25 protein-coding genes are annotated in these 24,292 nt (G+C 43.0%); 20 read left to right on the top strand and 5 right to left on the bottom strand.

The genetic code is table 11. The annotated features are described in order from the left end of the window. Nucleotides 1–85: 85 nt before the first annotated feature. The 9 genes from rpe to ACFN7Z_RS14110 all read left to right on the top strand — a co-directional run bounded on the left by rpe (nt 86) and on the right by ACFN7Z_RS14110 (nt 6,990). Nucleotides 86–772, top strand: a complete 687-nt coding sequence (rpe, locus tag ACFN7Z_RS14150; RefSeq protein WP_004694978.1) for a ribulose-phosphate 3-epimerase — start codon at nt 86–88, stop codon at nt 770–772. A gap of 431 nt (nt 773–1,203) precedes the next feature. Next, nucleotides 1,204–1,677 carry a hypothetical protein gene (locus ACFN7Z_RS14145; protein WP_010325985.1) on the top strand — a complete coding sequence of 158 codons (474 nt, stop codon included), beginning with the start codon at nt 1,204–1,206 and terminating at the stop codon, nt 1,675–1,677. A gap of 45 nt (nt 1,678–1,722) precedes the next feature. Further along, nucleotides 1,723–3,552 (top strand): copper resistance system multicopper oxidase, encoded by a 1,830-nt coding sequence (locus ACFN7Z_RS14140; RefSeq protein ID WP_010325986.1) that lies wholly within the window; start codon nt 1,723–1,725, stop codon nt 3,550–3,552. Then, complete coding sequence (locus ACFN7Z_RS14135; RefSeq protein ID WP_010325987.1) at nt 3,539–3,832, top strand: hypothetical protein; 294 nt, start codon at nt 3,539–3,541, stop codon at nt 3,830–3,832. The genes ACFN7Z_RS14140 and ACFN7Z_RS14135 overlap by 14 nt, the downstream gene beginning before the upstream one ends. Further along, entirely contained in the window at nt 3,819–4,745 is a 927-nt protein-coding gene (locus tag ACFN7Z_RS14130) for a copper resistance protein B (RefSeq protein ID WP_010325988.1), read from the top strand. The genes ACFN7Z_RS14135 and ACFN7Z_RS14130 overlap by 14 nt, the downstream gene beginning before the upstream one ends. Nucleotides 4,746–4,978: 233 nt before the next feature. Further along, nucleotides 4,979–5,296, top strand: coding sequence for a quaternary ammonium compound efflux SMR transporter SugE (sugE, locus tag ACFN7Z_RS14125; protein ID WP_005400191.1), 318 nt, complete (start codon nt 4,979–4,981; stop codon nt 5,294–5,296). Nucleotides 5,297–5,378: 82 nt separating this feature from the next. Next, on the top strand, nt 5,379–5,696 hold the full coding sequence (gene sugE / locus ACFN7Z_RS14120) for a quaternary ammonium compound efflux SMR transporter SugE (protein ID WP_010325989.1): 318 nt from the start codon (nt 5,379–5,381) through the stop codon (nt 5,694–5,696). 33 nt (nt 5,697–5,729) lie between these two features. Beyond that, nucleotides 5,730–6,215: a methylated-DNA--[protein]-cysteine S-methyltransferase gene (locus ACFN7Z_RS14115; RefSeq protein ID WP_010325990.1), complete on the top strand. Its 486-nt coding sequence runs from the start codon at nt 5,730–5,732 to the stop codon at nt 6,213–6,215. Between the two features lie 121 nt (nt 6,216–6,336). Beyond that, nucleotides 6,337–6,990 carry a nuclease-related domain-containing protein gene (locus tag ACFN7Z_RS14110; protein WP_010325991.1) on the top strand — a complete coding sequence of 218 codons (654 nt, stop codon included), beginning with the start codon at nt 6,337–6,339 and terminating at the stop codon, nt 6,988–6,990. Between the two features lie 116 nt (nt 6,991–7,106). Here ACFN7Z_RS14110 and ACFN7Z_RS14105 read toward each other — a convergent pair whose 3' ends face one another. Beyond that, on the bottom strand, nt 7,107–7,874 hold the full coding sequence (locus ACFN7Z_RS14105) for a hydroxymethylpyrimidine/phosphomethylpyrimidine kinase (protein ID WP_010325992.1): 768 nt from the start codon (nt 7,872–7,874) through the stop codon (nt 7,107–7,109). A gap of 93 nt (nt 7,875–7,967) precedes the next feature. Between ACFN7Z_RS14105 and ACFN7Z_RS14100 the strand changes: the two genes are divergently transcribed. Then, nucleotides 7,968–8,612 carry an HAD-IA family hydrolase gene (locus ACFN7Z_RS14100; protein WP_010325993.1) on the top strand — a complete coding sequence of 215 codons (645 nt, stop codon included), beginning with the start codon at nt 7,968–7,970 and terminating at the stop codon, nt 8,610–8,612. Nucleotides 8,613–8,709: 97 nt separating this feature from the next. Here ACFN7Z_RS14100 and ACFN7Z_RS14095 read toward each other — a convergent pair whose 3' ends face one another. Together ACFN7Z_RS14095 and ACFN7Z_RS14090 are read right to left on the bottom strand one after the other, a co-directional pair. Beyond that, nucleotides 8,710–9,453, bottom strand: a complete 744-nt coding sequence (locus ACFN7Z_RS14095; protein ID WP_010325994.1) for a sporulation protein — start codon at nt 9,451–9,453, stop codon at nt 8,710–8,712. An 84-nt stretch (nt 9,454–9,537) separates the two neighbouring features. Next, nucleotides 9,538–10,002: an Lrp/AsnC ligand binding domain-containing protein gene (locus ACFN7Z_RS14090; RefSeq protein WP_004694947.1), complete on the bottom strand. Its 465-nt coding sequence runs from the start codon at nt 10,000–10,002 to the stop codon at nt 9,538–9,540. A 137-nt stretch (nt 10,003–10,139) separates the two neighbouring features. On the opposite strand from ACFN7Z_RS14090, the gene ACFN7Z_RS14085 reads away from it, so the two are divergent. The 5 genes from ACFN7Z_RS14085 to ACFN7Z_RS14065 all read left to right on the top strand — a co-directional run bounded on the left by ACFN7Z_RS14085 (nt 10,140) and on the right by ACFN7Z_RS14065 (nt 15,810). Further along, on the top strand, nt 10,140–11,399 hold the full coding sequence (locus ACFN7Z_RS14085; RefSeq protein ID WP_004694945.1) for a D-amino acid dehydrogenase: 1,260 nt from the start codon (nt 10,140–10,142) through the stop codon (nt 11,397–11,399). Nucleotides 11,400–11,435: 36 nt separating this feature from the next. Next, nucleotides 11,436–12,533, top strand: a complete 1,098-nt coding sequence (alr, locus tag ACFN7Z_RS14080) for an alanine racemase (protein ID WP_010325995.1) — start codon at nt 11,436–11,438, stop codon at nt 12,531–12,533. A gap of 37 nt (nt 12,534–12,570) precedes the next feature. Continuing rightward, nucleotides 12,571–12,930 (top strand): RidA family protein, encoded by a 360-nt coding sequence (locus ACFN7Z_RS14075; protein ID WP_004694941.1) that lies wholly within the window; start codon nt 12,571–12,573, stop codon nt 12,928–12,930. Nucleotides 12,931–13,073: 143 nt separating this feature from the next. Further along, complete coding sequence (locus ACFN7Z_RS14070) at nt 13,074–14,516, top strand: amino acid permease (RefSeq protein WP_010325996.1); 1,443 nt, start codon at nt 13,074–13,076, stop codon at nt 14,514–14,516. Nucleotides 14,517–14,703: 187 nt separating this feature from the next. Beyond that, nucleotides 14,704–15,810, top strand: coding sequence for an acyltransferase (locus ACFN7Z_RS14065; protein WP_010325997.1), 1,107 nt, complete (start codon nt 14,704–14,706; stop codon nt 15,808–15,810). 81 nt (nt 15,811–15,891) lie between these two features. On the opposite strand, the gene ACFN7Z_RS14060 is transcribed toward ACFN7Z_RS14065, so the two are convergent. Together ACFN7Z_RS14060 and ACFN7Z_RS14055 are read right to left on the bottom strand one after the other, a co-directional pair. Beyond that, nucleotides 15,892–16,344: a CopD family protein gene (locus tag ACFN7Z_RS14060; protein WP_010325998.1), complete on the bottom strand. Its 453-nt coding sequence runs from the start codon at nt 16,342–16,344 to the stop codon at nt 15,892–15,894. Between the two features lie 23 nt (nt 16,345–16,367). Then, entirely contained in the window at nt 16,368–17,597 is a 1,230-nt protein-coding gene (locus ACFN7Z_RS14055) for a beta-ketoacyl synthase N-terminal-like domain-containing protein (protein ID WP_010325999.1), read from the bottom strand. A gap of 278 nt (nt 17,598–17,875) precedes the next feature. On the opposite strand from ACFN7Z_RS14055, the gene ACFN7Z_RS14050 reads away from it, so the two are divergent. The 5 genes from ACFN7Z_RS14050 (at nt 17,876) to tuf (ending at nt 24,060) form a co-directional block, all read left to right on the top strand. Next, nucleotides 17,876–19,333 carry an EcsC family protein gene (locus ACFN7Z_RS14050; protein ID WP_010326000.1) on the top strand — a complete coding sequence of 486 codons (1,458 nt, stop codon included), beginning with the start codon at nt 17,876–17,878 and terminating at the stop codon, nt 19,331–19,333. 154 nt (nt 19,334–19,487) lie between these two features. Then, nucleotides 19,488–19,862 (top strand): 30S ribosomal protein S12, encoded by a 375-nt coding sequence (gene rpsL, locus ACFN7Z_RS14045; protein ID WP_002050319.1) that lies wholly within the window; start codon nt 19,488–19,490, stop codon nt 19,860–19,862. Nucleotides 19,863–20,039: 177 nt separating this feature from the next. Beyond that, nucleotides 20,040–20,510 carry a 30S ribosomal protein S7 gene (gene rpsG, locus ACFN7Z_RS14040; protein WP_004694929.1) on the top strand — a complete coding sequence of 157 codons (471 nt, stop codon included), beginning with the start codon at nt 20,040–20,042 and terminating at the stop codon, nt 20,508–20,510. A gap of 130 nt (nt 20,511–20,640) precedes the next feature. Continuing rightward, nucleotides 20,641–22,776, top strand: a complete 2,136-nt coding sequence (fusA, locus tag ACFN7Z_RS14035) for an elongation factor G (protein WP_010326001.1) — start codon at nt 20,641–20,643, stop codon at nt 22,774–22,776. Between the two features lie 93 nt (nt 22,777–22,869). Beyond that, nucleotides 22,870–24,060 carry an elongation factor Tu gene (tuf, locus tag ACFN7Z_RS14030; protein ID WP_010325730.1) on the top strand — a complete coding sequence of 397 codons (1,191 nt, stop codon included), beginning with the start codon at nt 22,870–22,872 and terminating at the stop codon, nt 24,058–24,060. Nucleotides 24,061–24,292 lie beyond the last annotated feature (232 nt).

Genomic DNA, 24,292 nt, shown 5'->3' with positions numbered 1-24,292 from the left:
ACGCTTTCTTTTTTCACAAGTCCCAGTTCAAAAGCTGAATTTGCTATAATGCCTTTATTCCCTTTTGTATAAGCCAGGTACACGCATGTCCAAGCCTTATTTAATTGCACCATCTATTCTCTCTGCTGACTTTGCCCGTTTAGGTGAAGACGTTGAACATGTACTTGCAGCAGGTGCAGACGTGGTTCACTTTGATGTGATGGATAACCACTATGTGCCAAACCTGACTTTTGGTGCGGGTATTTGTAAGGCCCTCAAGAACTACGGCATCAAAGCCCCAATTGATGTGCATTTGATGGTTAAACCTGTCGATCGCATGATTGGTGACTTCCTAGAAGCAGGCGCGGATATTATTACCTTTCATCCAGAAGCCTCTGACCATATCGACCGTTCTTTACAGTTGATTAAATCAGGCGGTGCAAAAGCTGGTTTGGTCTTTAACCCAGCAACGCCGTTACATTATTTAGATTATGTGCTGGATAAAGTCGATCAAATTTTGTTGATGAGTGTGAACCCAGGTTTTGGTGGTCAAAAATTTATTCCGATGACTTTAGATAAACTACGTGAAGCGCGCAAAATTATTGATGCTTCAGGGCGTGATATTCGTTTAGAAGTGGATGGTGGTGTGTCACCTGCAAATATTCGCGAGATTGCAGAAGCGGGTGCAGATATGTTTGTTGCGGGTTCAGCTATTTTTGGAAAACCAGATTATAAAGCTGTGATTGATGATATGCGTGCAGAGCTTGCAAAAGTGGGTGCGGTAAAGGTTTAAGCTCATAGGTATAAATGCTATACAGGTTGTGGATAACTTTATGGATAAACTGGTGGATATCTATGTTGATAACGATATGGATAACTTGATTAATGTTTAAACGTTTACATAGCAATGGTTTAGTATTTAGACGTTAAATGTATAAAAAAGGACTCATTTGAGTCCTTTTTATGGTGTGAATGCCTGATTGTTACTGATGCTTTATTCATCTGTACTTAAAAATAGCACTGTTTAAAAAATAACTTTATTGTTTAAGTGTGCGTAGTGGCTAAACTGTCGTAGTAATTGAATTTAAATTTATAAACTTGTGTATAAAGCATTCTTTGCTTATCCTGTAGATTGGGATCAGCAACAAAAGATCAGGCATTTACATGCAAAGAGCGTTTTGTTGCGTTGAGATATCATTCTTCACTGACTAAATAGGATTGATTGTGCGTTCATTGCTCAAGACACATTCTTGGTTTGTCTTACTCATTACTTTGGTAATGGGGTGGAGTGGTATTGCCCAAGCTTCGGCAGCGCCGATGCATCAAATGATGCAACTAAGTATGCAGACTGCAACCAGTGAGCAAAGTTCAGCGCATGCAACAGGCAGGCAAAGCATGCCCGACTGTCATCAAACGAAATCATTGAGTCCAGTCTCTGGACATCAAATGCATATGGCTCAGACCGACATAACAGCGAAGAGCAACTGTCATGCTTCGGATATGCTGCAAAATAAGCAAGTTCAGTGTCAGGAGTGTGCACAGTATCACTGCCAAACAACGCTGACACTTTTAGAGGCTGAACTGCTTGCAGTGGTTCAGCTTGAAGCCGCTTTAGCACAATCATCCCCCCATTTTCGCTATCAAGCTCAACATTTAGTGGGCTATTGGCAAGAAATTCTACGTCCTCCCAAAGCCTAATCCTGATTTTTAAAACTTTATTTTTAAAATTATTAGGATTTAGTCATGTCTATTCAATTTAAACAAAGCCTCATCCTTGGGGTGTGTCTGATGTCATCTTCTTGGAGCTTTGCCGCAGTCAAAGAATACCAATTGGTGATTGATGAAAGTCCCGTCAATTTAACCGGCAAGTCGCTCAAGCGGATTAGTGTCAACGGACAGTTTCCAGCTCCCTTGCTTGAATTTGAGGAGGGCGATGATGCGGTCATTCGGGTTAAAAACAACCTCAAAAAACAGGATTCATCGATCCACTGGCATGGTTTGCTTTTGCCTGGGCTGATGGATGGTGTACCAGGTTTTAACGGGTTTAATGGTATTCAGCCGAAGAGCGAATTTGTCTATAAGTTCAAAGTGCGCCAAAGTGGCACCTATTGGTACCATGCGCATTCTAAAGGACAGGAACAAGATGGGCTGTATGGTGCATTGGTCATTTATCCCAAAGACAAAAAGCCTTTAGCTCAGCATGAAAAAGCAGAGCGTGATTATGTGGTGATGCTGTCGGACTTCCATGAGCAGAGCAGTGAACAAATTCAGAAGAATTTGAAGATTTCTGCAGAATATTATCAAAATCAGCGTGAAACCGTTGCTGACGTGTGGAAACAAGTACAGCGTGAGGGCTTAAAAGCCGCGTGGCAAGACCGTTCCATGTGGAACCAAATGCGCATGCTAAAAACGGATCTGTCGGATGTTACGGGTTATACCTTCCTCATTAATGGTAAAACGCCTGAGCAGAACTGGATAGGTATGTTTAAGCCGAACGAGAAGGTTCGGTTGCGTTTTATCAATGCCTCAGCCATGTCTTTTTTTGATATCCGTATTCCTCACTTAAAAATGACGGTAGTCAGTGCAGATGGTCAGCCTGTTAAACCCGTTCCTGTGGATGAGTTCAGGATTGGAACTGCTGAAACTTATGATGTGATTGTGGAACCGAAAGCAGGGCATTATCAAATTGAAGCAGAGTCGATTGACCGTTCAGGCTACGCCATTGGAACTTTACACAATGAGTTGACTCCAATGGCACAGAGTATAAATATGCCTGCGCCACGTCCACGCTCATTGTTGACCATGGAAGATATGGGACACGGCTCAGAACATTCAGGTATGGATCACTCAAAGATGAGTCATGAAGCGATGCCTGCAATGGATCACTCCAAAATGAACCCTGAAGCGATGCCTGAAATGGATCATGCGAAGATGAATCATGAGACCATGTCTGAGATGGATCATACACAGATGGGTCATGCGCAACATAATACGACAGCAAGTTCGGTACAGGAAGCTGTTACACCAGTGTATGGGTGGGCGAATGCCTCTACCCCTAAAGGTGATAAGGCATTGCAATATAGCGATCTGAAATCCTTAGAGCCGCAAAAAGATACCCGCGAGGCGACGAGCGAGTTAGTGATTCGTTTGGGTGGAACTATGGAGCGCTATTTGTGGACCATCAACGGGAAAAAATTTAGCGATGCTGAACCGTTGAAAGTGAAGTACGGCGAGCGTATTCGGATCAAATTTGTCAATGACAGCATGATGGCGCATCCGATGCATTTGCACGGTATGTTTATGCAACTGGAAAATGGACAAGCTGCCGTTGATATGCCGAATAAGCACACTTTGATTGTGCCACCGGGCAAAACAGTGACCGCTTTACTGACCGCAGATGAGTTAGGCGAATGGGCCATTCACTGTCATCTGCTGTACCACATGAGCTCAGGCATGATGAATAAACTGATTGTGGCCAATGTGAGTGATAGTCAAGTGTCAACCACCCCAATTCAAGAGCAAAAAACAGCAGCTCAAGCTGAACCAAAAGGAGATGAACATGCGCATCACTAATCTTTTTTCAGGTTTTACTTTAGCTCTTAGTGTCTTATTGAGTTCGTTAGCTATGGCTGCCGAATCTCATGCACAGCATGAAAAACAAAAAGCCAAATCTACAAGCCAAGTTCAGTCCAAAGATATGGCACATGAGCATCATCAGCATAGTGCCAATGAACATGCTCAGATGCTTAAACAGAAAACTGCGGTGGGTCAGTCTTCATCGGAGAAGCAAGTTCAGACTCAACCAAGCAAGCAGCCAAATGCTCAGAAAGGAGATCATCATGCGCACCATTAATCTTTTTTCAAAAAGCATATTGAGTAGTTCTTTGGTGTTGATGAGTGCTGCGACTATGGCGCATGAAGGGCATCATATGCCTGCTGAAGCAAGCGCAAATATCTCCATGACCACTGAGTCTGTGATGTCACAACATGCACAGCATCAGGCGATGACCATTCCAACTCAAGCTGCTCCACAGGCTAGCGCACAACATGTACAGCAGATGAATTATGATTCAACAGCACATACGCATGATCACCGCAAAGAGCACGGTGCGCAAATTTATGCGGTTACCACTGTCGATAACAAATGGTTGCTGAATGAAGACGGAGATGGTGGTGTAAAGTCTGAGTTTGAAACCCGTATCGGGACAGATGAAAACAAGCTGTTTATTAAAGTCCATGCGGATAAGCAGGAATCGCATAAGGCTGAGTATGATGCCAAAGTGCTGTATAGCCGTATGATCTCAGACTTTTGGGATGTACAGGCGGGTGCACGTTACCGAGCTGAAAAGGTGGAGCGTGAACAGCAGGGATGGGATACGGAAGAAAAAGTGGATGGGGTGCTTGGCCTACATGGTTTAGCGCCGTATTTCTTTGAAACCGATGCCTATGTATATGCTGGTGCAGACAACTATGCTGCGTTTAGTTTAGAAACTGAGCGGGACTTGTTACTGACCCAAAAGCTGATTTTCAAGCCTTATTTAGATCTGAACATTATTTTCAGTGATGACTCTAAATATGCCAAAAAATCGGGTCTCAGTAGTGCAGCCGTTGGTCTTGAGACACGTTATGAGATCAGCAAAAAAGTCATGCCTTATGTGGACATTGCCTATGAATATAGCAAAGGCAATGAAGCGACGGCTTGGCAAGCTGAAAGCGACGAAGAGAAAGGTTGGCAGTATGGAGTGGGTCTTCGCTTTAAGTTCTAAGTCGCACGTTTAGGTTTAAAGTGAATATCTGAGATTGCACCAAGGTTGTGCTGAAAGAGTGATCTGTTGGTATGGATCACTCTTTTTTGCGCTTTAATGATTTCTAAGTGTGAAAATAATTCATTTTGGTGCGCTCTTTGCTATAATTTAAGGCATATTTAGGAGGAACGACCTCCCTCATATTGAGAAAATTCGTCAGGACGGCCTGACTCTAGTGAAGAGGAGTCAGTAGCATGGCTTGGGTTTTTCTTATCTTTGCGGGTCTGTTTGAAATCGTTTGGGCATATTCAATGAAGCTGTCCGAAGGGTTTAGCAAACTCACACCCAGCATCATCACCATTGTGTTCATGATTTTAAGTTTTGGTTTACTGGCCTATGCAATGCGAACATTGCCGCTAGGGACCGCGTATACCATTTGGACAGGAATTGGTGCGATTGGATCTTTCTTGGTGGGGATTTTTATTTTAGGTGAGCCCGCAACGGCTATGCGGATGTTTGCTGCGGTGCTGATTGTATCGGGCCTGATTTTGATGAAACTCTCATCCAGCTAAATTCATTCAAATATGTAGAGCTTCAAGCGATCCTTCGTTTGAAGCTTTGTTGTTTCTGCTCTGAATAAAAGGTGTATTGCTTATGGCATGGGTGATTTTAATAGTTGCAGGTTTACTCGAAGTGGTTTGGGCCTATGCGATGAAAGTATCGGATGGTTTTACTAAACTGACGCCGAGTATTTTGACTCTTGTATTTATGGTGGCCAGTTTTGCATTGCTGTCTTATGCCATGAAGACCTTACCTTTGGGCACTGCCTATACCGTTTGGACAGGGATCGGCGCGATTGGTTCATTTTTGGTTGGTATTTTGATTTTGGGTGAACCTGCCAATGCCATGCGGATGCTCGCAGCGGTTTTAATCATTTCTGGGCTTGTACTGATGAAACTTTCATCGTCATAATATTGTATACATAGACAATTTTTGTGGTGAACCATGCGCTTATTTTTTAAATATATGCCATCTCCTGTCGGGGTACTGAGACTGGTGGCACATGATCAAGCCTTGGTTGCCGTATTGTGGGAAAATGAAAATCCCAAACGGGTACGTTTAGCTGAGCTGATCGAACACAATCAGCATCCGATTTTACTGGAAACTGAACGACAGTTGAGCGAGTATTTTGTGGCAAAACGTCAATGTTTTGATTTGCCTTTGGATTTTGCGGGGACAGATTTTCAGAAGCAAGTTTGGCAGGCTTTACTGCAAATTCCGTTTGGTGAAACCCGAAGCTATAAAGATATTGCGCTACAGATCGGCAATGTAAAAGCCGTTCGTGCAGTGGGTGCAGCCAATGGCAAAAATCCGATTTCAATTATTGCGCCGTGTCATCGGGTTGTGGGGGCGAATGGAAAATTGGTCGGCTTTGCAGGCGGTTTGGACAATAAAGATATTTTATTGAAACTTGAGAAAATTGCGAATTAAGCGTGTGTTTCGGAGTTTTTACGCTCGTATTTTAGTTTAATAATTTAAAAATAAGTACTTTGTTTTTTAATCTGTATTCTTTTGAAGAATCGTGTCTCTAACTCAAATAACGATGAATAATATGATAAGTCAAATTGTGGGGAATGTGTTTTCAGAACTGTGGTGGATGCTACTGATCTTGTTCGGGATCGGTCTTTTAAAAGCGTTTAAGCCCTATCTGAAAGGAAAATTCGGTGAGTTCGCAGTTCAAGCGCATGTGAAATTGTATTTGGATGAGCGTTATACTCTAATTAACGATGTGACTTTGCCTGATGAGCAGGGCGGAACGACTCAAATTGACCATATTGTATTGAGCCCCTTTGGTGTTTTTGTGATTGAAACCAAAAACTATAAGGGCTGGATTTTTGGTGGTGAGCGTCAAAAGATGTGGACGCAAAAAATTTATAAAAAGAGCTTTAAATTTCAAAATCCGCTGCATCAAAATTATAAACACGTCAAAGTGCTGCAAAGTGTGTTGCAAGATATTGTCGATGTAGATTATATCCATTCTGCTGTGGTGTTCATGTCTGAATGCGAGTTTAAAACTGCGATGCCCAGTACGGTATTTAAAGGTAAAGCATGGGTCGATTATATTAAGACCTTTAACACAGAAGTGATTCCAGCGATGAAACTGAAACGGATTCAGCTTCGGATTGAAAAAGAAGTGTTAGAAAAGTCATGGAAAACCAACCGTGAGCATGTGGCACATTTAAAACAACGTCATCAAGATAGTTAAATACCCCATTCCAAAGGTGACTGATTCATTTTGTGCCGAAAATAAAATCTAGAATTTAAAAAAAGCCAGTCTATTTCTTCATGGACTGGCTTTTATCTTTGTAGTTTTTTTCTAACTTAAAAACGCTTTGGAATTTTTTGACCGCCTTCAACAGGTGTTTCTGCCTGTTTTAATACGCCAAAGAGCCATGTTTCGGCATGATGTACTGCAACTTTAACACTGTCACCTTGCGCCAAACGACCTGCAATAAAACTCGCCAGCGAACAACCTGAACCGTGATATTCGCCTGCTAAACGCGGGCAGCGAGTTTCAGAAATGAGCTTGCCATTCACAAACAGGGCATTACGAATATAGTCAGGTGTGTCTTCATGACCACCTTTGACCAGTACCGCTTTGGCACCCATTTCAAACAGTTTTTGTGTTGCGGCATCTAAGTCATCGAGACCCGTTAACGCCCGTAATTCAACTGTATTTGGGGTAATAATGTCCGCCAATGGGATCAGCTCAACAAAGGCTTTGACTAAGGTGGCTTGATCACCCAATGAACCGCCACTGTTCGCCACTAAAACAGGGTCGAGCACATACTTGTACTCAGGATGTTCACGTAGAAACTCAGCCAGTGCTGCAATATTATCTGTGGTGCCTAACATGCCAGATTTTATGGCTTTAATTGGTAAATCTCCGACAACAGCGTGGGCCTGAGCTAACAGCAATTCTTTTGACGTCGCTTCAAAACCAAACACTTGTTGCGAGTTTTGAACAGTGAGTGCTGTACACGCAATGGCTGCATGCGCACCACTTTGACCAATCGCTTCGATATCGGCCTGTAAACCAGCACCACCTGAAGGGTCTAAACCAGAAAAGCACAGTACGGTTGCGCGCACAGAAATATCCTTGTTGCGAAAATTTGCGATAGTATAGGCAACTTTAGCAGAACTCTCGATAGTATTTTATTTAAAGCCCAAGAAGGATCAGCTGTGATTAAACATATTTTGCTAGATTTAGATGGAACCTTAACAGATCCGAAAGTTGGCATTACCACCAGTGCGCGTTATGGCTTGAACAAAGTCGGACACCCCATTGCTGAAGATCTAAACATTGACTGGATTATTGGGCCACCACTAAAAGCGTCTTTGGCAAAACTCTTAAATGTTACAGTGGACGATGTTTTGGCAGAGCAAGCTTTATTGGGCTATCGTGAGCGTTTTGCGGTGAAAGGTTTATATGAAAACCATTTATTTGCCGATGTTGAACCGACCTTAAAAAAACTGACTGAGCAGGGCTATCATTTGTATTTGGCGACAGCAAAACCAGAAATCTATGCCCGTCAAATCTTAGAACATTTCAATTTACTGCAATACTTCGTGCATCCTTATGGCAGTGAGCTGAACGGTGAGCGCACCAATAAGGGAGATTTGATTGCTTATATTTTAGAAAAAGAGCAGTTAAACGCAGAAGAATGTCTGATGGTTGGTGATCGTGAGCATGACATTTTGGGTGCACGTCGTAACGGTATTGAAACCATTGCGGTGGAATACGGTTATGGTTCTGATCAAGAGTTGACGGAAGCAGCACCTAAAGCACGAATTAAAACCTTTGCCGAAGTCTTGGACTTGATTTAACGCAGACAGAATTTAATTCGGACAGGATTTAAATAACGCCTTTTTCGACTGCGCACGACTTTTCTATATTGAAACAGTCGTGCGCAGTGATTAAAAATTAAAGTCCTAACATGCGTCTAATTTCATTCGCTAACAGTGCAGGATTAGCCTGCTGATGGGGAATGGTAAGGCTGTTGAAGCCATCACCACGAAATTTACGATCCACTTCTAAAAGCACATGGGTTTGATGTTGCTCTGCCACAAAGGACACTTCAACTTCATTGATGCTGTTGAACAATTGCGTAGGTTTAAATTCAAGTTCTTGATAACAACCAATGCTCGAGTGGAAGCCGTTGCCACGTAGTTGACCTTTTTCAACATCGACGGTCATTAACTGAAAACCGCATTGCTGCATGGCTTGAATAAACGCTTGCATGGTCGGTGTCGGTAAAATTTGTAAATAGTCTTTGTCAGTTGCATCGAGCCCCCAGTCCACATCTAAATGTGTATGTAACCACACTCGGGTTTTATTGACGCGGCAAGGCACATCTGTAACTGGAGTTTCAAAGGGTAGTTGAATCGAAAAAGGAAATGCATGTGACTGATGGGCTTGTAACTCAAAAGCCCCGCTAATGTGCCATTCGGCAATACTTAACGCGCTATTGTACTCAGCATCGTCTGACTCAACCTCGGCTGTGGTCATGAGCCTTAAATAAATACCGTTGATAATTTTATTAGACGCGGCACCTTTAAAAATAACCTCACCCTGAATGGCTTGACCCGCTTGTGGTGCAGTGGTGTGTAGACGAGTATCCACTTGAATGCCTTGTAAGCCAAGGCTAGACATGAGTTTGTTAAACATGGTGCAGAACTTCCAATAGGGAATCGATAGGTTTTAAATATTTAAAGTGAATGCACTTTGAAGACGCATATTTTTAATAAGCTGTTAGCGAATGTCCAAATAAAAACTTTCTTTGACTTCTTCCATCACAATATAACTGTGCGATGACGCTGAAGAGGGGAGTTTTTTTAGTAAATCGCCCAATAGGCGTCGGTAGGCACTCATTTCTTTTAAACGGGCTTTGACTAAATAATCGAATTCACCTGAAATCAGATGGCATTCTAAAACCTCAGGGATTTCGACCAAGTCACGTGCCACTTGATCAAACACATCGCCAGACTTGGCTGACAGCTTAATCTCTAAAAACACCAATAAGTTTCGATCGACCAGTTGTGGATTGAGTCGTGCGTAGTAACCCATGATAATACCGTCCCGCTCTAAGCGTTTGACACGTTCTGAACAGGGTGTGGTTGAGAGGTTGACGCGAGAGGCCAATTCACTAATCGCAATTCGTCCATCGCGCTGCAAAATGTCTAAAATCTGCTGATCAATCCGATCTAATTTACGCATTATAAATTTCCTATGTTTAGAATTTTAGCGCGACAAAAATGGCGATTTACCTAGATTATAATATTAAAAACAGTGAAAAAAACTATTAACCTAAAAATATACTAGTGAAATAAACTAGTGTGTGTAAGGGATCAGTCATGCGTGTAATTGTCTTAGGTAGTGGTGTCATCGGTGTTGCAAGTGCGTATTACCTTGCACAACAAGGCGCAAGCGTTACGGTTTTAGACCGTCAAGCTGGTCCTGCTGAAGAAACTAGCTTTGGTAACGCAGGGCAAATCTCTCCAGGTTATTCTACACCGTGGGCTGCACCCGGTATTCCGTTTAAAGCCGTAAAGTGGATGTTCCAACATCATGCACCTTTAGCGATTAACATCGATGGTAGCATGTGGCAGTTGAACTGGATGGCGCAAATGTTGAAAAACTGCAATCCACAAAGTTATGCCATTAACAAAGAGCGTATGACGCGTGTTGCTGAATACAGCCGTGACTGCTTACGTGAACTGCGTAAAGAAACAGGCATTCACTATGAAAACCGTGCGAAAGGAACTTTGCAGGTTTTCCGTAATGAAGCACAACTAGATGCAGTACAACGTGACATCCAAGTATTAAAAGAATGTGGTGTCGACTACGAATTATTATTAAAAGATGACTTAGCCAAAGTCGAGCCAGCTTTAGCCTATGCCAAAGACAAACTGGTTGGTGGTTTACATCTACCGAATGATGAAACAGGTGACTGTTACTTATTTACCAACGCTTTGGCAAATCTTGCGAAAGACATGGGCGTAGAATTTAAATTTAACCAAAATGTTGAAAAACTTGTGGTTGAAGGGGATGAAATCAAAGGCGTGGTGGTTGATGGTCAAGTGCTTACAGCAGACCGTTATGTGCTTGCTTTTGGTAGTTATTCACGTGATTTCTTAAAACCATTGAATTTGAATTTGCCTGTGTACCCTGTCAAAGGCTACTCATTGACGATCCCAATTGTAGATCCTGCATTTGCACCGCAGTCTACGGTTCTTGATGAAACTTATAAAATTGCCATTACGCGTTTTGACCAACGTATCCGTGTGGGTGGTATGGCTGAACTGAGTGGTTTCAACCACGGTTTAAACCAAGACCGCCGTGCGACCTTGGAAATGGTGACTCAAGACTTATTCCCAGGTGGAAATTTAGCTGAAGCAAGTTTCTGGACGGGTTTACGTCCAATGACACCAGACTCTACGCCGATTATTGGTGCGACTCGTTTTAAAAACTTATTCTTGAATACAGGACATGGCACCCTGGGTTGGACCATGGCATGTGGTTCAGGCAAGCTCATTAGTGACTTGGTGATGAATCATCAACCAGACATCAGTACTGAAGGTCTATCGATTCAACGTTACCCTTCAGCAGCCTAATTCGTTTTAGGTCATATTGATTCAAGGAAGAAGAAAATGCCACGTCCAATTACTGCAGTGATTCATAGCCAATCATTGCAGCATAATTTAAATGTTGCTCGCACTAAAATGCCGAATAGCCAAGTCTATGCGGTGGTCAAAGCCAATGCCTATGGTCATGGGATTGAACGCGTCTATCAAGCGTTCAAATCTGCCGATGGTTTTGCGTTGCTCGATTTGGCAGAGGCGAAACGTATCCGTGCTTTGGGCTGGACAGGTCCAGTTCTGTTACTCGAAGGTATTTTCTCAGAGCAAGACCTATTTGACTGCCATGAGTTGGGCCTAAGCTTCAGTATTCATAGTGAATATCAACTCGAATGGTTAGCGCGTTTTCCTTTAGAGGCGCAGTTCGATGTTTATTTGAAAATGAACAGCGGCATGAACCGTTTAGGTTTCCGTCCAGAACAGTACCGTCAAGTGTGGCAGCAGCTTTCCAGCTTGCCTCAAGTTCAACGTTTGACTCATATGATGCATTTTTCGGATGCCGATGGTGAGCGTTTCGGACGTGAAGGCATTGCGCATCAATGTCAGTTATTTGATGCCATCATCCATGATCTACCGGGTGCACGTTCAGTCAGTAACAGTGCAGCGATCTTACGCCATGAACAGTTGCAGTCGGATGTGATCCGTAGCGGCATCATGCTCTATGGCAGCTCTCCAGATTATCCAAGCCACTCGATTCAAGACTGGGACTTGCAACCAGCCATGAGTTTGCGCAGTGAGCTGATTGCTATTCAGCAGTTAAAAGCAGGCGATAGCGTCGGTTATGGCTCAAAGTTCATTGCTGAAAGCGACATGCGTGTGGGTATTGTGGCTTGTGGTTATGCCGATGGTTATCAACGGATTACCGCAACAGGTACGCCTATTTTAGTCGATGGACAACGCAGTAGCTTGGTCGGACGTGTCAGCATGGACATGTTAGCAGTCGATTTATCTCACCTTCCAAATGCCCAAGTCGGCAGTGAAGTGGTGCTGTGGGGTACATCGAAACAGGGTGCTGTACTCAGCATTGATGAAGTCGCAGCAGGTTCAGGCACGATTGGCTATGAGCTGATGTGTGCTGTCACTGCACGTGTCAATTTTATCCAAGATTAAATTTTATTTTTATACAGTTTCATACAAGGAAAGACCTATGTCACATTCAGACATTCAAAAATTCAACACCAACGAAGTCATGAGTGCAGTCACTGTGTTTAATCAAGTGGTGTATTTGTCAGGGCAAGTGCCAAAAAATACCGACAATGATGTCGCAGGTCAGACCCGTGAAATTTTAGCAACAATTGATGAGCTTTTAGCTTTGGCAAATACAGATAAATCACGTTTGTTATCTGCTCAGCTTTACATCAAAAATCTCTCTGATTTCTCAACAGTCAATGCGATTTGGATTGATTGGATGAATGGTTGTGTAGCGCCTTCGCGTGCCACGATTCAGGCTGATTTGGTTAATCCAAACTGGTTGATCGAAATTGCAGTGACAGCTGCACAAAACTAATTTTTTTAAACTCTCCCCGTGTATATCAGCGCTTGGGTTTCAACCGAAGTGCTGATGAGCGTATAAATGCCGCCCGTTAGGATAACGAGCACTGTATGAACATGGTTTATACGCAAAAAAGGACTTTAACAGGATGTTAAATTATGACGACTACCCCACAAGCTGACGGTGCAAATGCATCATCGCATGAATTACAACGGAAATTATCCAACCGCCACCTGCAATTGATTGCCATTGGTGGCGCGATTGGTACGGGCCTGTTCATGGGTTCGGGCAAAACCATCTCTCTCGCTGGTCCTTCTATTCTGATCATTTATATGATTATCGGGACCATGTTCTTCTTCCTGATGCGTGCATTGGGCGAAATTTTATTGTCAAATTTGCACTATAAGTCGTTTATCGATATGGCTCATGATCTGATTGGGCCGGGTGCGGGTTACTATATCGGTTGGTCCTATTGGCTCGGTTGGGTGTTGGTTGGTATTGCGGACTTGGCAGCCATTATTAACTATCTTGGCTTTTGGCTCCCGCCAGACATGGCCTTTACTCCCATGGGGCAGGCTTTAATCAGTGTTGGCTGTGTGCTGTTTGTCCTTGGGTTAAATTTACTGACTGTGAAACTCTTTGGTGAAATTGAATTTTGGTTTGCTTTAATCAAAATTTTAGCCATTTTAGGGTTGATCTTGATTGGTGGCTTTATGGTGTTTAGTCATTTCCAAGCACCGGGCGGTTCAGTTGCAAGCTTCAGTCATGTTTGGTCACATGGTGGTATGTTCCCTCAAGGTGGCAGTGGCTTTTTAGCAGGCTTCCAAATTGCACTCTTTGCCTTTGTCGGTGTAGAGCTGATTGGAACCATGGCTGCTGAAACCAAAGACCCTGAAAAGAACTTACCGAAAGCAGTGAATGCGATTCCAACCCGTATCATTTTGTTCTATGTCTTGTCGCTGTTTGTAGTGATGTCGGTGACGCCGTGGAATCAAATTCCTGCGGATCAAAGTCCGTTCGTTTCACTATTTTTACATGCAGGTATCCCAACTTCTGCCATCATTATGAACTTGGTGGTGCTGTCTTCAGTGATGTCTTCAATGAATAGTGGTGTGTTCTCTACATCACGTATGCTGTTTGGTTTGGCAAGAGAAGGGCAAGCACCACAGAGCCTAGCACGTCTGTCAAAACGTGCGGTACCAGCGAAAGGTTTATTCTTCTCATGTGCTTTTATCATGGCAGGTGCGGCGCTACAGTACTTTGTACCGAACACGGTTGAAGCCTTTACATTAGCCAGCTCATTGTGTGTGATTCTGTTCATCAGTATTTGGAGCATTATTATGGTGTGCTATATCCGCTACCGTAAATTGCGTCCTGAGCTCCATGCAAAATCGACCTTTAAGATGCCGGGCGGTGTTTGGATGTCTTATGTGGTCTTAATCTTTTTGTTCTTTACGTTGATTATTTTGAGTTTAGAGGCGGATACCCTTCGCGCATTGATGATCAGTCCATTATGGGTGATTATTTTAGCCGTGACGTATCAACTGCTGTACAAACCACGTATGAAAAAACGTCTGTTAGGGCAGCAATTGGACAACTAAGTAACATTTATTCTGTACAAGTGATGTTTGAAAGAAAGCCCTGCATAAGTAGGGCTTTCTTTTTGCTTGAGCTGAATCAATGGATTCTAATTCAGTGTTAGATCATTGTATGATTTTATATACAAAAGCTGTCTAAATCAGGTGATTTCACTTTTAATGAGGCACTTTAAAATTTTAATAATGATTTATGCGTAATTATAAAATAGACATTCTGCGTGGCGTGTCCATCCTTTTGGTGCTGATTCACCATTTCAATATCCCTTATAAATTACACGATACCTTTCTCGGCATCCCCATTGGGGGCGAGAGCTTAAGTACCTTGATTGCAAGAAATGGCAACTATGGGGTGACCATGTTTTTTGTCATTTCAGGTTTTTTGATTACCCAGCATACCTTACAGCGTAGTGGGTCTTTGGCGCAGATTAAGCTGAAAGATTTTTATATCCGTCGTATTGCCCGCATCATACCGTGTCTAGTGTTATTGGTTGCGATGGTCAGTGTGCTCGGAAGTTTAGGGTTGCAACCCTTTCTCAATCAGTCGCCCAATGGCGTAGAGGTGTCCTATGCTGTGACTGTTCTTTCAGCGTTGAGCTTCTGGATGAATCTATTAATTATTAAATACGGCTGGGTGAACTATGCCTTGGGCGTATTGTGGTCTTTATCGGTTGAAGAGGTCTTCTATTTAGCATTTCCTGTCCTGTGTTTAGCACTGGGTCGAGGCAAAGGCTTTATTGTTTTTCTGCTCGCTGTCATCGCGTATGCACCATATTTTCGTGCCCTCCATTTTGGTGAGGAAAGTGGTGCTTATTTGTATCACTATTTTTCTAGTTTCGATGGAATTGCCATTGGCTGCCTCACCGCAATTTATACGCAGCATTTCAAAGGTGCCATTTACAATCAAAAAATGATTGTTGCAGTAACAGCGTTTCTGATGACCGCTTTATATTTTTATGCACCCATCAAAGAGGTGAGTACATGGGGTATCAGCGTATTTGCGTTACTTACGGCGTTACTCATATTTTGCTTTTCTCAAGAGCCGAAAGTTAAACCTGCCTCATACACGGCACGGAGTTTGGTTTGGATTGGGCAGCGTAGCTATGAAATGTATTTGTTTCACTTAATTGTTCTCGGCTTAATGAAAGTGGTGTATTTCCCAAAAGACACTTTAGCGGCTGAAAAGTTGATGTTGTTGCCTGTTTATTTTATCGCGGTGTTTATTTTGAGTTGGGCGATTGAGAAATATTATTCGACCCCACTCAATTTAAAAATTCGTCAATCTTGGATACGTTCGTAATACTGATCTTGAACTGTGCTGTTGATTTTGTACAGACATTAAAAAGCCCCGAATCAATCGGGGCTTTTTAAGTGTGGGATTTTAAAATGTCGGTTTCACCACGACTAAAATCACCACAGCAAATAAAATGAGGGTCGGCATTTCATTAAAGAAGCGCCAAAATTTGTGTGACTTGTAGTGCGCATGACCAATCAATTTCTTACGGTAATAGCCGCAAACAAAGTGGTAAATCACCAACAGTCCAACCAAGCCGACTTTGAGGTAGAACCACAGGGCTTCATGGTAGTGGCGCGTTGCATCACCCCATTCGACCAAGAAATGTGCCGTGATCAGTGTTGCAATCATCGACGGCCACATAATGCCACGGTACAACTTACGTTCCATGACCTCGAAACGTTGATGACTGACGGCATCATCACTCATGGCATGGTAAACATAGAGCCGTGGTAAGTAGAACAATGCAGCGAACCAACACACCACGGCAATAATATGTAATGCTTTTACCCACAAGAAAGCATCAGAAGGAGCATCCATCAAGTCACCCTAAAATGGGCGGCTTAGCCTTCCCACTTTTTGAAAATGAGACATGCATTTACGCCGCCAAAACCGAAACTGTTACTCATCACAGTATTCAATTTTGCGTCACGTTTTTCAAGCACGATATCAAATGGTTTTGCGCCTTCATCCAGTTCAGTCACGTTGATGTTTGGTGCAATAAAGTTATTTTGCATCATTAGGACTGAGTAGATCGCTTCTTGTACACCAGCAGCACCCAAGCTATGACCTGTCATTGACTTGGTTGAGCTCAGTGGAGGAACTTGACCTTCGCCAAATGCACGTTCCATTGCTTTTAATTCAGTGATATCACCAGCGGGCGTCGACGTACCATGCGTATTCACATAGTCAATTTTGTCTACGCCGTGTTGTTTTGCTTCTTCAAGTGCCATTAGTACACAACGTGTCGCACCTTCACCCGATGGCGCAACCATGTCTGCACCGTCAGAGTTTGCCGCATAGCCTACAACTTCAGCCAAAATGTTGGCACCACGTGCTTGCGCATGTTCTAAAGACTCAAGCACTACAAAACCGCCACCGCCAGCAATCACGAAACCGTCACGGTCAGCAGAGTAAGGACGAGACGCTGTTTCTGGTGTGTCATTGTATTTTGAGCACAGTGCACCCATCGCATCAAACAACAAGCTTTGAGACCAGTGATCTTCTTCACCGCCACCTGCAAGCATTAAGTCTTGTTTGCCGAGTTGAATCAGATTGTAGGCATAACCAATGGCATCCGCAGACGTTGCGCATGCGCTGGTAATGGTGTGTGCAACACCTTGCATTTTAAAAGCAACACCAACGTTTGCTGTAATTGTGTTCGACATATTACGTGGCACGAAGAACGGACCAACTTTACGTGCGCCTTTGGTGTCTAACAATTCTTTCATTTCAACTACAGATGCAGTTGAACCACCACCTGAACCGCCCGCGATACCATAGCGTGGGTTGCCACCAATTTGCTCTGCTGTTAAGCCTGCATTTTCAACTGCAGCAACCGCAGCATTATATGCATACATGGCACAAACACCCATAAAGCGTTTCAGCTTACGGTCGATACCATCAAAGTCTTGTTCAGCAGCAGCACTGATATGACTTTTAAAATTGAGTTCAGCATAGGTTGGGTTAAAACGTGTCCCAGAAATCCCGTTTTGTAATGCATGAGTAACTTCTTCCAAAGTATTACCGATACATGAGTTGATACCCATGCCAGTGATTACTACACGTTTCATTTAAAGATCCCTTATATGGTGGTTTTGCAGAGTTACGCTTAAAGATGAATCAACAATTTATTTCTAAGCCAATTGCAACTCTTATGTTTTCAATGCAGATCATAATAGCAGAAAGAATTTTTAATTCTTATGGCAAATCCTATGCCAATTTGACTTGTCTTAAAATCGGGAGCAGGGCATTTCAACTTTACTAAAAGACACATATTCTTATTGAGATAAATGCGTACTACACCTAGTATTTAGCTAGAAATGAAAGATTATAAAGTACGGGGTACGGAATGGCGGATTCAAACAATAAACAGCGCAGTGGTTTCTTTTCAAATGCCTTCGGAGTGGCTAAAAAGCTCAGCCATACAGGTTTAAACATATTAAACCAAGTGAGCCCAGATACGGCTTCAGCACTGACCAATGCTACAACTGGTGATAGTGCGAGTACAAAAACAAAATCGAAAAATAAGCGTTATGAACATCCGCAGCAAGTCTTAAGAGACCATCTGCCGACAGTATCACGTCATTTATTAGGACGTCATTATGTCAACGCAAATCGAGTCGCGCATTTTGTGTCGCCACAACTTTCCGATAAAGCCGCAGATTATTTTTTTAGCCAGCTCAATCAATTTAGCTCGAGTATGAGCTCGGTCGATGCCGTTTTAGATGAAGCGGGTGTGCGTGATTTAGAAATGTTGACCCAAGATGTCGACCGTTCAAAACGGATTAGTCAGGCACTGTCCGAACAAAATAAAATTATTGCTATCTTGCAAGGCGCACTGACTGGAGCAACGGGCTTTGTGGGTTCAACCGTAGATGTACCCGCTTCCTTGGTGATGTCGTTACGTATGATCTACCAAGTGGGGCGTTCTTATGGTTTTGACTTAACTAAAGAATCCGATCAAGACATCGTCCAGTTTATTTTTAAACAGATTGATCTTGGGCTGATTGCGGAAAAACAAACTTTGTTGATGGCGATAAAAGCCATTTCAAGTACCTTGCAAACGCATGATGTCTCTCAGTTACAACAGCTTTTAGGTTCAAGCAATGACATTGAAGCCTTAAAGAAATGGTTGACCAATGCCGATGGTCAGCTGAAATGGGGGCAGTCGATTGCTAACCTATCACTACTGAATAAGCTGGCAAAACTCACACCAATTGCCAGTGCAGGGGTGAGTGCAGCTTATAGTTGGCGCCTTGTTGATGATGTACACCAAAAAGCACAACTGGTTTTTTCACAAGCCCGTCAATATATCATTCAACAAAAAGATACCAGCCTGAGTGCTTTAACAGCATATGAACGCTCACTTGAGCTTTTGGTGAAAGCCTCACCACGACTGCTGTCACAGCGCAGTACATCAGACACCGATAGCTCAGATTTGAAGCTTGGGGCTGAAGTAGAGTTAAATGGTCATCAAAGTATTGCTAAAGTAAAAGTTCAGAAAAAGTCCGACAAAGTCACAGCGCCTGTCGCAACCGAAGAACGTGTTCAACAAGGGCTGGAACAGCTCGCAGATCAAATGGTTGAACCCCATGATGCTGTCGCACCGCAGCAACCAGCCCTACACGTGGAAGAAGATCTTGCAGATTTATATCCAGTGGATGAGGCTGAGGAGGCTACACAGAATAATAATGAGTCTTTAGCACCAAATGAACCTAATACTGCTTCAAAAGTCACAGCAAAATCTGCGGTAGAGCCGACGGAAAAAAAGGTTACAAAAAGACGAAATGTACCAAGTAAAAAATAAACCCTTTAAAATAGATAGAAATTTGTAAAAGCCCTGATTTGGTCAACATTACATGTAGTTTGAAATGTTGACCATTTTTACGTCTTAGCTTACAATTGCATGCCCTCAAAAAGTCGTCTTTTTTTGGGTTTTTTATTAACGGGAGAATTGCCAAATGGCAACAACAAATCAGTTGATCCGTAAGGGTCGTACGACTTTAGTTGAAAAATCTAAAGTTCCTGCGTTGAAGGCTTGTCCACAACGTCGTGGTGTTTGTACACGTGTTTACACAACTACACCTAAAAAACCTAACTCAGCAATGCGTAAAGTTTGCCGTGTGCGTTTAACTTCTGGCTTTGAAGTTTCTAGCTACATCGGTGGTGAAGGCCACAACCTACAAGAGCACAGTGTTGTTCTTATCCGTGGTGGTCGTGTTAAAGACTTACCAGGTGTACGTTACCATACCGTTCGTGGTTCTTTAGACTGTGCTGGTGTGAAAGATCGTAACCAGTCTCGTTCTAAATACGGTACTAAACGTCCTAAGAAATAATCTTTCGAGATTAACTTCTTAGTTCGCTAGAACTGCAATCCTTTATCGTCTCGCTTGTCTGATTTCTGCATTAATTTTGTGAAATTCAAGCGACGTGTAGTAAGGCCAGCGAAAGCACATGACACTTTGTGCTACGGCTGGATTAACCTGAAGTGTCATATATATAGGTAGTTTAAAATGCCAAGACGTCGCGTAGTTGCTGCTCGTGAAATCCTTCCGGATCCTAAGTTCAGCAGCCAAACAATCGCTAAATTCATGAACCACGTAATGCAAGATGGTAAAAAATCTATTGCTGAAAGTATCGTTTACGGTGCTTTAGACCGCGTTCAAGAAAAAAACAAAGTAGACCCAGTTGAATTTTTCGAGACTACTCTTGAAAAAGTTCGTCCTATGGTTGAAGTAAAAGCACGCCGTGTTGGTGGTGCTACTTATCAAGTACCTATGGAAGTACGCCCATCCCGTCGTACTGCTCTAGCTATGCGTTGGTTAGTAGATGCTGCTGCTAAGCGTTCTGAAAAAACTATGGCTTTACGTCTTGCTGGTGAGTTGCTTGATGCAGCTGAAGGTAAAGGCGCAGCGGTTAAAAAACGTGATGACGTGCATCGTATGGCTGAAGCCAACAAAGCATTCTCTCACTACCGCTTCTAAGCGACTAAAACAGCCCCTATTCAGGAGGGTGATAGCTTGGCTTACGCCAAACTGTCATCGAATCGCTTTAAGCTGTTCGTCAGCTTAAAGCGCCTGTTTTAAACAACAAAATTTAGGAATGCAAGAAATCATGGCTCGTCAAACCCCAATTTCTCGTTATCGTAACATTGGTATTTCTGCGCACATTGATGCTGGTAAAACCACGACTACAGAACGTATTTTGTTCTACACAGGTGTATCTCACAAAATTGGTGAAGTACACGATGGTGCAGCAACAATGGACTGGATGGAGCAAGAGCAAGAACGTGGTATTACCATTACTTCTGCTGCTACGACTACATTCTGGTCAGGTATGTCTAAACAGTTCCCTGAACACCGTATCAACGTAATTGATACACCGGGACACGTTGACTTCACAATTGAAGTTGAACGTTCTATGCGTGTTCTTGATGGTGCGTGTATGGTTTACTGTGCTGTAGGTGGTGTACAACCTCAGTCTGAAACTGTATGGCGTCAAGCGAACAAATACCAAGTGCCTCGTTTAGCATTCGTGAACAAGATGGACCGTACTGGTGCCAACTTCTTCCGTGTTGTTGAACAAATGAAGACACGTTTAGGTGCATCTCCAGTACCTGTAGTAATCCCTGTTGGCGCTGAAGAAAACTTCCAAGGCGTAATCGACTTGATCGAAATGAAAGCGATCATTTGGGACGAAGCTTCACAAGGTATGAAGTTTGAATACGGTGAAATCCCGGCTGAACTTCAAGCTACTGCTGAAGAATGGCGTGTAAACATGGTTGAAGCTGCTGCTGAAGCTTCTGAAGAGCTAATGGACAAATACCTAGAAGAAGGCGATCTTTCTAAAGAAGATATCGTTAATGGTCTACGTGTTCAAACTTTGGCTTGTCAAATTCAACCAATGCTTTGTGGTACAGCATTCAAAAACAAAGGTGTTCAACGTATGTTGGACGCAGTAATTGAATTCTTACCGTCGCCTACAGAAGTTAAAGCGATTGAAGGTGTTCTTGACGATAAAGCTGAAACTAAAGCGATTCGTGAAGCATCTGACGAAGCTCCGTTCTCTGCACTTGCGTTCAAAATCATGAACGACAAATTCGTAGGTAACTTAACTTTCGTACGTGTTTACTCTGGTGTTCTTAAACAAGGTGATTCTGTTTATAACCCAGTTAAATCTAAACGTGAACGTATCGGCCGTATCGTGCAAATGCACGCGAACGATCGTCAAGACGTTGAAGAAATTCGTGCGGGTGATATCGCTGCTTGTGTAGGTCTTAAAGACGTAACTACAGGTGATACACTTTGTGATGAGAAAAATGTCATCACACTTGAGCGTATGGAATTCCCAGAGCCAGTAATTGCATTGGCTGTTGAACCAAAAACTAAAGCTGACCAAGAAAAAATGTCAATTGCTTTAGGTCGTTTGGCTAAGGAAGATCCATCATTCCGCGTTCGTACTGATGAAGAGTCAGGTCAAACAATCATCGCTGGTATGGGTGAACTTCACCTTGACATCATTGTTGACCGTATGAAGCGTGAATTCGGTGTTGAAGCAAACATTGGTAAACCAATGGTTTCTTACCGTGAAACGATCAAAAAGTCAGTTGAACAAGAAGGTAAATTCGTTCGTCAAACTGGTGGTAAAGGTAAATTTGGTCACGTATACGTACGTTTAGAGCCAATGGATGCTGATGCTGGTAAAGACTACGAGTTCGCTGAAGAAGTTGTTGGTGGTGTAGTTCCTAAAGAATTCTTCGGTGCTGTGGATAAAGGTATCCAAGAGCGTATGAAGAATGGTGTCCTTGCTGGTTACCCAGTTGTTGGCATTAAAGCTACATTGTTTGACGGTTCTTACCACGATGTCGATTCGGACGAATTATCGTTCAAGATGGCAGGTTCTTACGCATTCCGTGACGGTTTCATGAAAGCAGATCCTATCTTGCTTGAACCGATCATGAAAGTTGAAGTAGAAACTCCAGAAGACTACATGGGCGATATCATGGGTGACTTAAACCGTCGTCGTGGTATGGTTCAAGGTATGGATGACTTGCCTGGCGGTACTAAAGCAATTAAAGCTGAAGTTCCACTTGCAGAGATGTTTGGTTACGCGACTCAAATGCGTTCTATGTCTCAAGGCCGTGCAACATACTCTATGGAATTTGCTAAATATGCTGAAACTCCACGTAACGTGGCTGAAGGCATCATTTCTAAATTCCAGTCTGGCGGTAAAAAAGGTGACGACGAGTAATCTTTCGATTACTATAAGCCCAAACTAATTCATAGTTAAAAACCAAGTGCTCATGCAGTGATCCTGCATGAGTAGTTTAAAAAGGAAGATCTCATGGCTAAGGCTAAGTTTGAACGTAATAAGCCACACGTTAACGTGGGCACAATCGGTCACGTTGACCATGGTAAAACAACTTTAACAGCTGCAATTGCAACTGTATGTGCGAAGAAATTCGGTGGCGAAGCGAAAGACTACGCTGCAATTGACTCTGCACCAGAAGAAAAAGCACGTGGTATTACAATTAATACTTCACACGTAGAATACGATTCTCCAACTCGTCACTACGCACACGTAGACTGCCCGGGCCACGCCGATTATGTTAAAAACATGATTACTGGTGCTGCTCAGATGGACGGCGCGATCCTTGTATGTGCAGCGACTGATGGTCCAATGCCACAGACTCGTGAACACATCCTTCTTTCTCGTCAGGTTGGTGTACCTTACATTCTTGTATTCCTTAACAAGTGTGACCTTGTTGATGATGAAGAACTTCTTGAATTAGTAGAAATGGAAGTTCGTGAACTTCTTTCTACTTATGACTTCCCAGGTGATGACACTCCAGTTATCCGTGGTTCAGCTCTTCTTGCACTTAACGGTGACGCTGGTCAGTATGGCGAAGAAGCAGTTGTTGCGCTTGTTGACGCGCTTGACACTTACATTCCAGAGCCAGTACGTGCAATCGACCAAGCATTCTTAATGCCAATCGAAGACGTATTCTCTATTTCTGGTCGTGGTACAGTAGTAACTGGCCGTGTAGAAACTGGTATTGTGAAAGTAGGCGAAGAAGTTGAAATCGTTGGTATCAAAGATACAGTTAAAACAACTGTAACTGGCGTAGAAATGTTCCGTAAACTTCTAGACGAAGGCCGTGCGGGCGAGAACTGTGGTGTTCTTCTACGTGGTACTAAGCGTGAAGACGTACAACGTGGTCAAGTACTTGCTAAACCAGGTGCAATCAAGCCGCACACTAAATTCGATGCAGAAGTATACGTACTTTCTAAAGAAGAAGGTGGTCGTCACACTCCATTCCTTAATGGTTACCGTCCACAGTTCTACTTCCGTACAACTGACGTAACTGGCGCGATCAAATTACAAGATGGCGTTGAAATGGTTATGCCTGGTGACAACGTAGAAATGTCAGTAGAATTAATCCACCCAATCGCAATGGACCCAGGTCTACGTTTTGCGATCCGTGAAGGTGGTCGTACAGTTGGTGCTGGTGTAGTTGCTAAAGTAACTGCATAATCATCTGATTGTGTGAAAAAAAGCGCTCCTTTGGGGCGCTTTTTTTATTTATTCATCTTAGCAAGTAAGTGATTATTTTAGGGTAAGCATACAGCATGCTTTAGTGTTCATCCTAAAAATAGCGTAGAACTTTACGCACACTAAATTGTCTAACAATCTGTCCTCAAAACTGTCCTAAACTGATATTTTGCTGACCCTAACTGCACTTATGGGCTGAGCCCAATCACGTAAG

This window comes from Acinetobacter sp. P1332 (assembly GCF_044057475.1).
In the GTDB taxonomy this organism is placed as follows: Bacteria; Pseudomonadota; Gammaproteobacteria; order Pseudomonadales; family Moraxellaceae; genus Acinetobacter; species Acinetobacter johnsonii.
Note: the sequence above shows the minus strand (reverse complement) of the source record. Positions and strands in the feature narration are given on the sequence as shown.

What these genes read in the sequence shown, in the direction of transcription:
- rpe (WP_004694978.1), top strand. Translation starts at nt 86, where the DNA reads ATGTCCAAGCCTTATTTAATTGCACCATCTATTCTCTCTGCTGACTTT.
- ACFN7Z_RS14140 (WP_010325986.1), top strand. Translation starts at nt 1,723, where the DNA reads ATGTCTATTCAATTTAAACAAAGCCTCATCCTTGGGGTGTGTCTGATG.
- ACFN7Z_RS14135 (WP_010325987.1), top strand. Translation starts at nt 3,539, where the DNA reads ATGCGCATCACTAATCTTTTTTCAGGTTTTACTTTAGCTCTTAGTGTC.
- ACFN7Z_RS14130 (WP_010325988.1), top strand. Translation starts at nt 3,819, where the DNA reads ATGCGCACCATTAATCTTTTTTCAAAAAGCATATTGAGTAGTTCTTTG.
- sugE (WP_005400191.1), top strand. Translation starts at nt 4,979, where the DNA reads ATGGCTTGGGTTTTTCTTATCTTTGCGGGTCTGTTTGAAATCGTTTGG.
- sugE (WP_010325989.1), top strand. Translation starts at nt 5,379, where the DNA reads ATGGCATGGGTGATTTTAATAGTTGCAGGTTTACTCGAAGTGGTTTGG.
- ACFN7Z_RS14115 (WP_010325990.1), top strand. Translation starts at nt 5,730, where the DNA reads ATGCGCTTATTTTTTAAATATATGCCATCTCCTGTCGGGGTACTGAGA.
- ACFN7Z_RS14110 (WP_010325991.1), top strand. Translation starts at nt 6,337, where the DNA reads ATGATAAGTCAAATTGTGGGGAATGTGTTTTCAGAACTGTGGTGGATG.
- ACFN7Z_RS14095 (WP_010325994.1), bottom strand. Translation starts at nt 9,453, where the DNA reads ATGTTTAACAAACTCATGTCTAGCCTTGGCTTACAAGGCATTCAAGTG.
- ACFN7Z_RS14090 (WP_004694947.1), bottom strand. Translation starts at nt 10,002, where the DNA reads ATGCGTAAATTAGATCGGATTGATCAGCAGATTTTAGACATTTTGCAG.
- ACFN7Z_RS14085 (WP_004694945.1), top strand. Translation starts at nt 10,140, where the DNA reads ATGCGTGTAATTGTCTTAGGTAGTGGTGTCATCGGTGTTGCAAGTGCG.
- alr (WP_010325995.1), top strand. Translation starts at nt 11,436, where the DNA reads ATGCCACGTCCAATTACTGCAGTGATTCATAGCCAATCATTGCAGCAT.
- ACFN7Z_RS14075 (WP_004694941.1), top strand. Translation starts at nt 12,571, where the DNA reads ATGTCACATTCAGACATTCAAAAATTCAACACCAACGAAGTCATGAGT.
- ACFN7Z_RS14070 (WP_010325996.1), top strand. Translation starts at nt 13,074, where the DNA reads ATGACGACTACCCCACAAGCTGACGGTGCAAATGCATCATCGCATGAA.
- ACFN7Z_RS14065 (WP_010325997.1), top strand. Translation starts at nt 14,704, where the DNA reads ATGCGTAATTATAAAATAGACATTCTGCGTGGCGTGTCCATCCTTTTG.
- ACFN7Z_RS14060 (WP_010325998.1), bottom strand. Translation starts at nt 16,344, where the DNA reads ATGGATGCTCCTTCTGATGCTTTCTTGTGGGTAAAAGCATTACATATT.
- ACFN7Z_RS14055 (WP_010325999.1), bottom strand. Translation starts at nt 17,597, where the DNA reads ATGAAACGTGTAGTAATCACTGGCATGGGTATCAACTCATGTATCGGT.
- ACFN7Z_RS14050 (WP_010326000.1), top strand. Translation starts at nt 17,876, where the DNA reads ATGGCGGATTCAAACAATAAACAGCGCAGTGGTTTCTTTTCAAATGCC.
- rpsL (WP_002050319.1), top strand. Translation starts at nt 19,488, where the DNA reads ATGGCAACAACAAATCAGTTGATCCGTAAGGGTCGTACGACTTTAGTT.
- rpsG (WP_004694929.1), top strand. Translation starts at nt 20,040, where the DNA reads ATGCCAAGACGTCGCGTAGTTGCTGCTCGTGAAATCCTTCCGGATCCT.
- fusA (WP_010326001.1), top strand. Translation starts at nt 20,641, where the DNA reads ATGGCTCGTCAAACCCCAATTTCTCGTTATCGTAACATTGGTATTTCT.
- tuf (WP_010325730.1), top strand. Translation starts at nt 22,870, where the DNA reads ATGGCTAAGGCTAAGTTTGAACGTAATAAGCCACACGTTAACGTGGGC.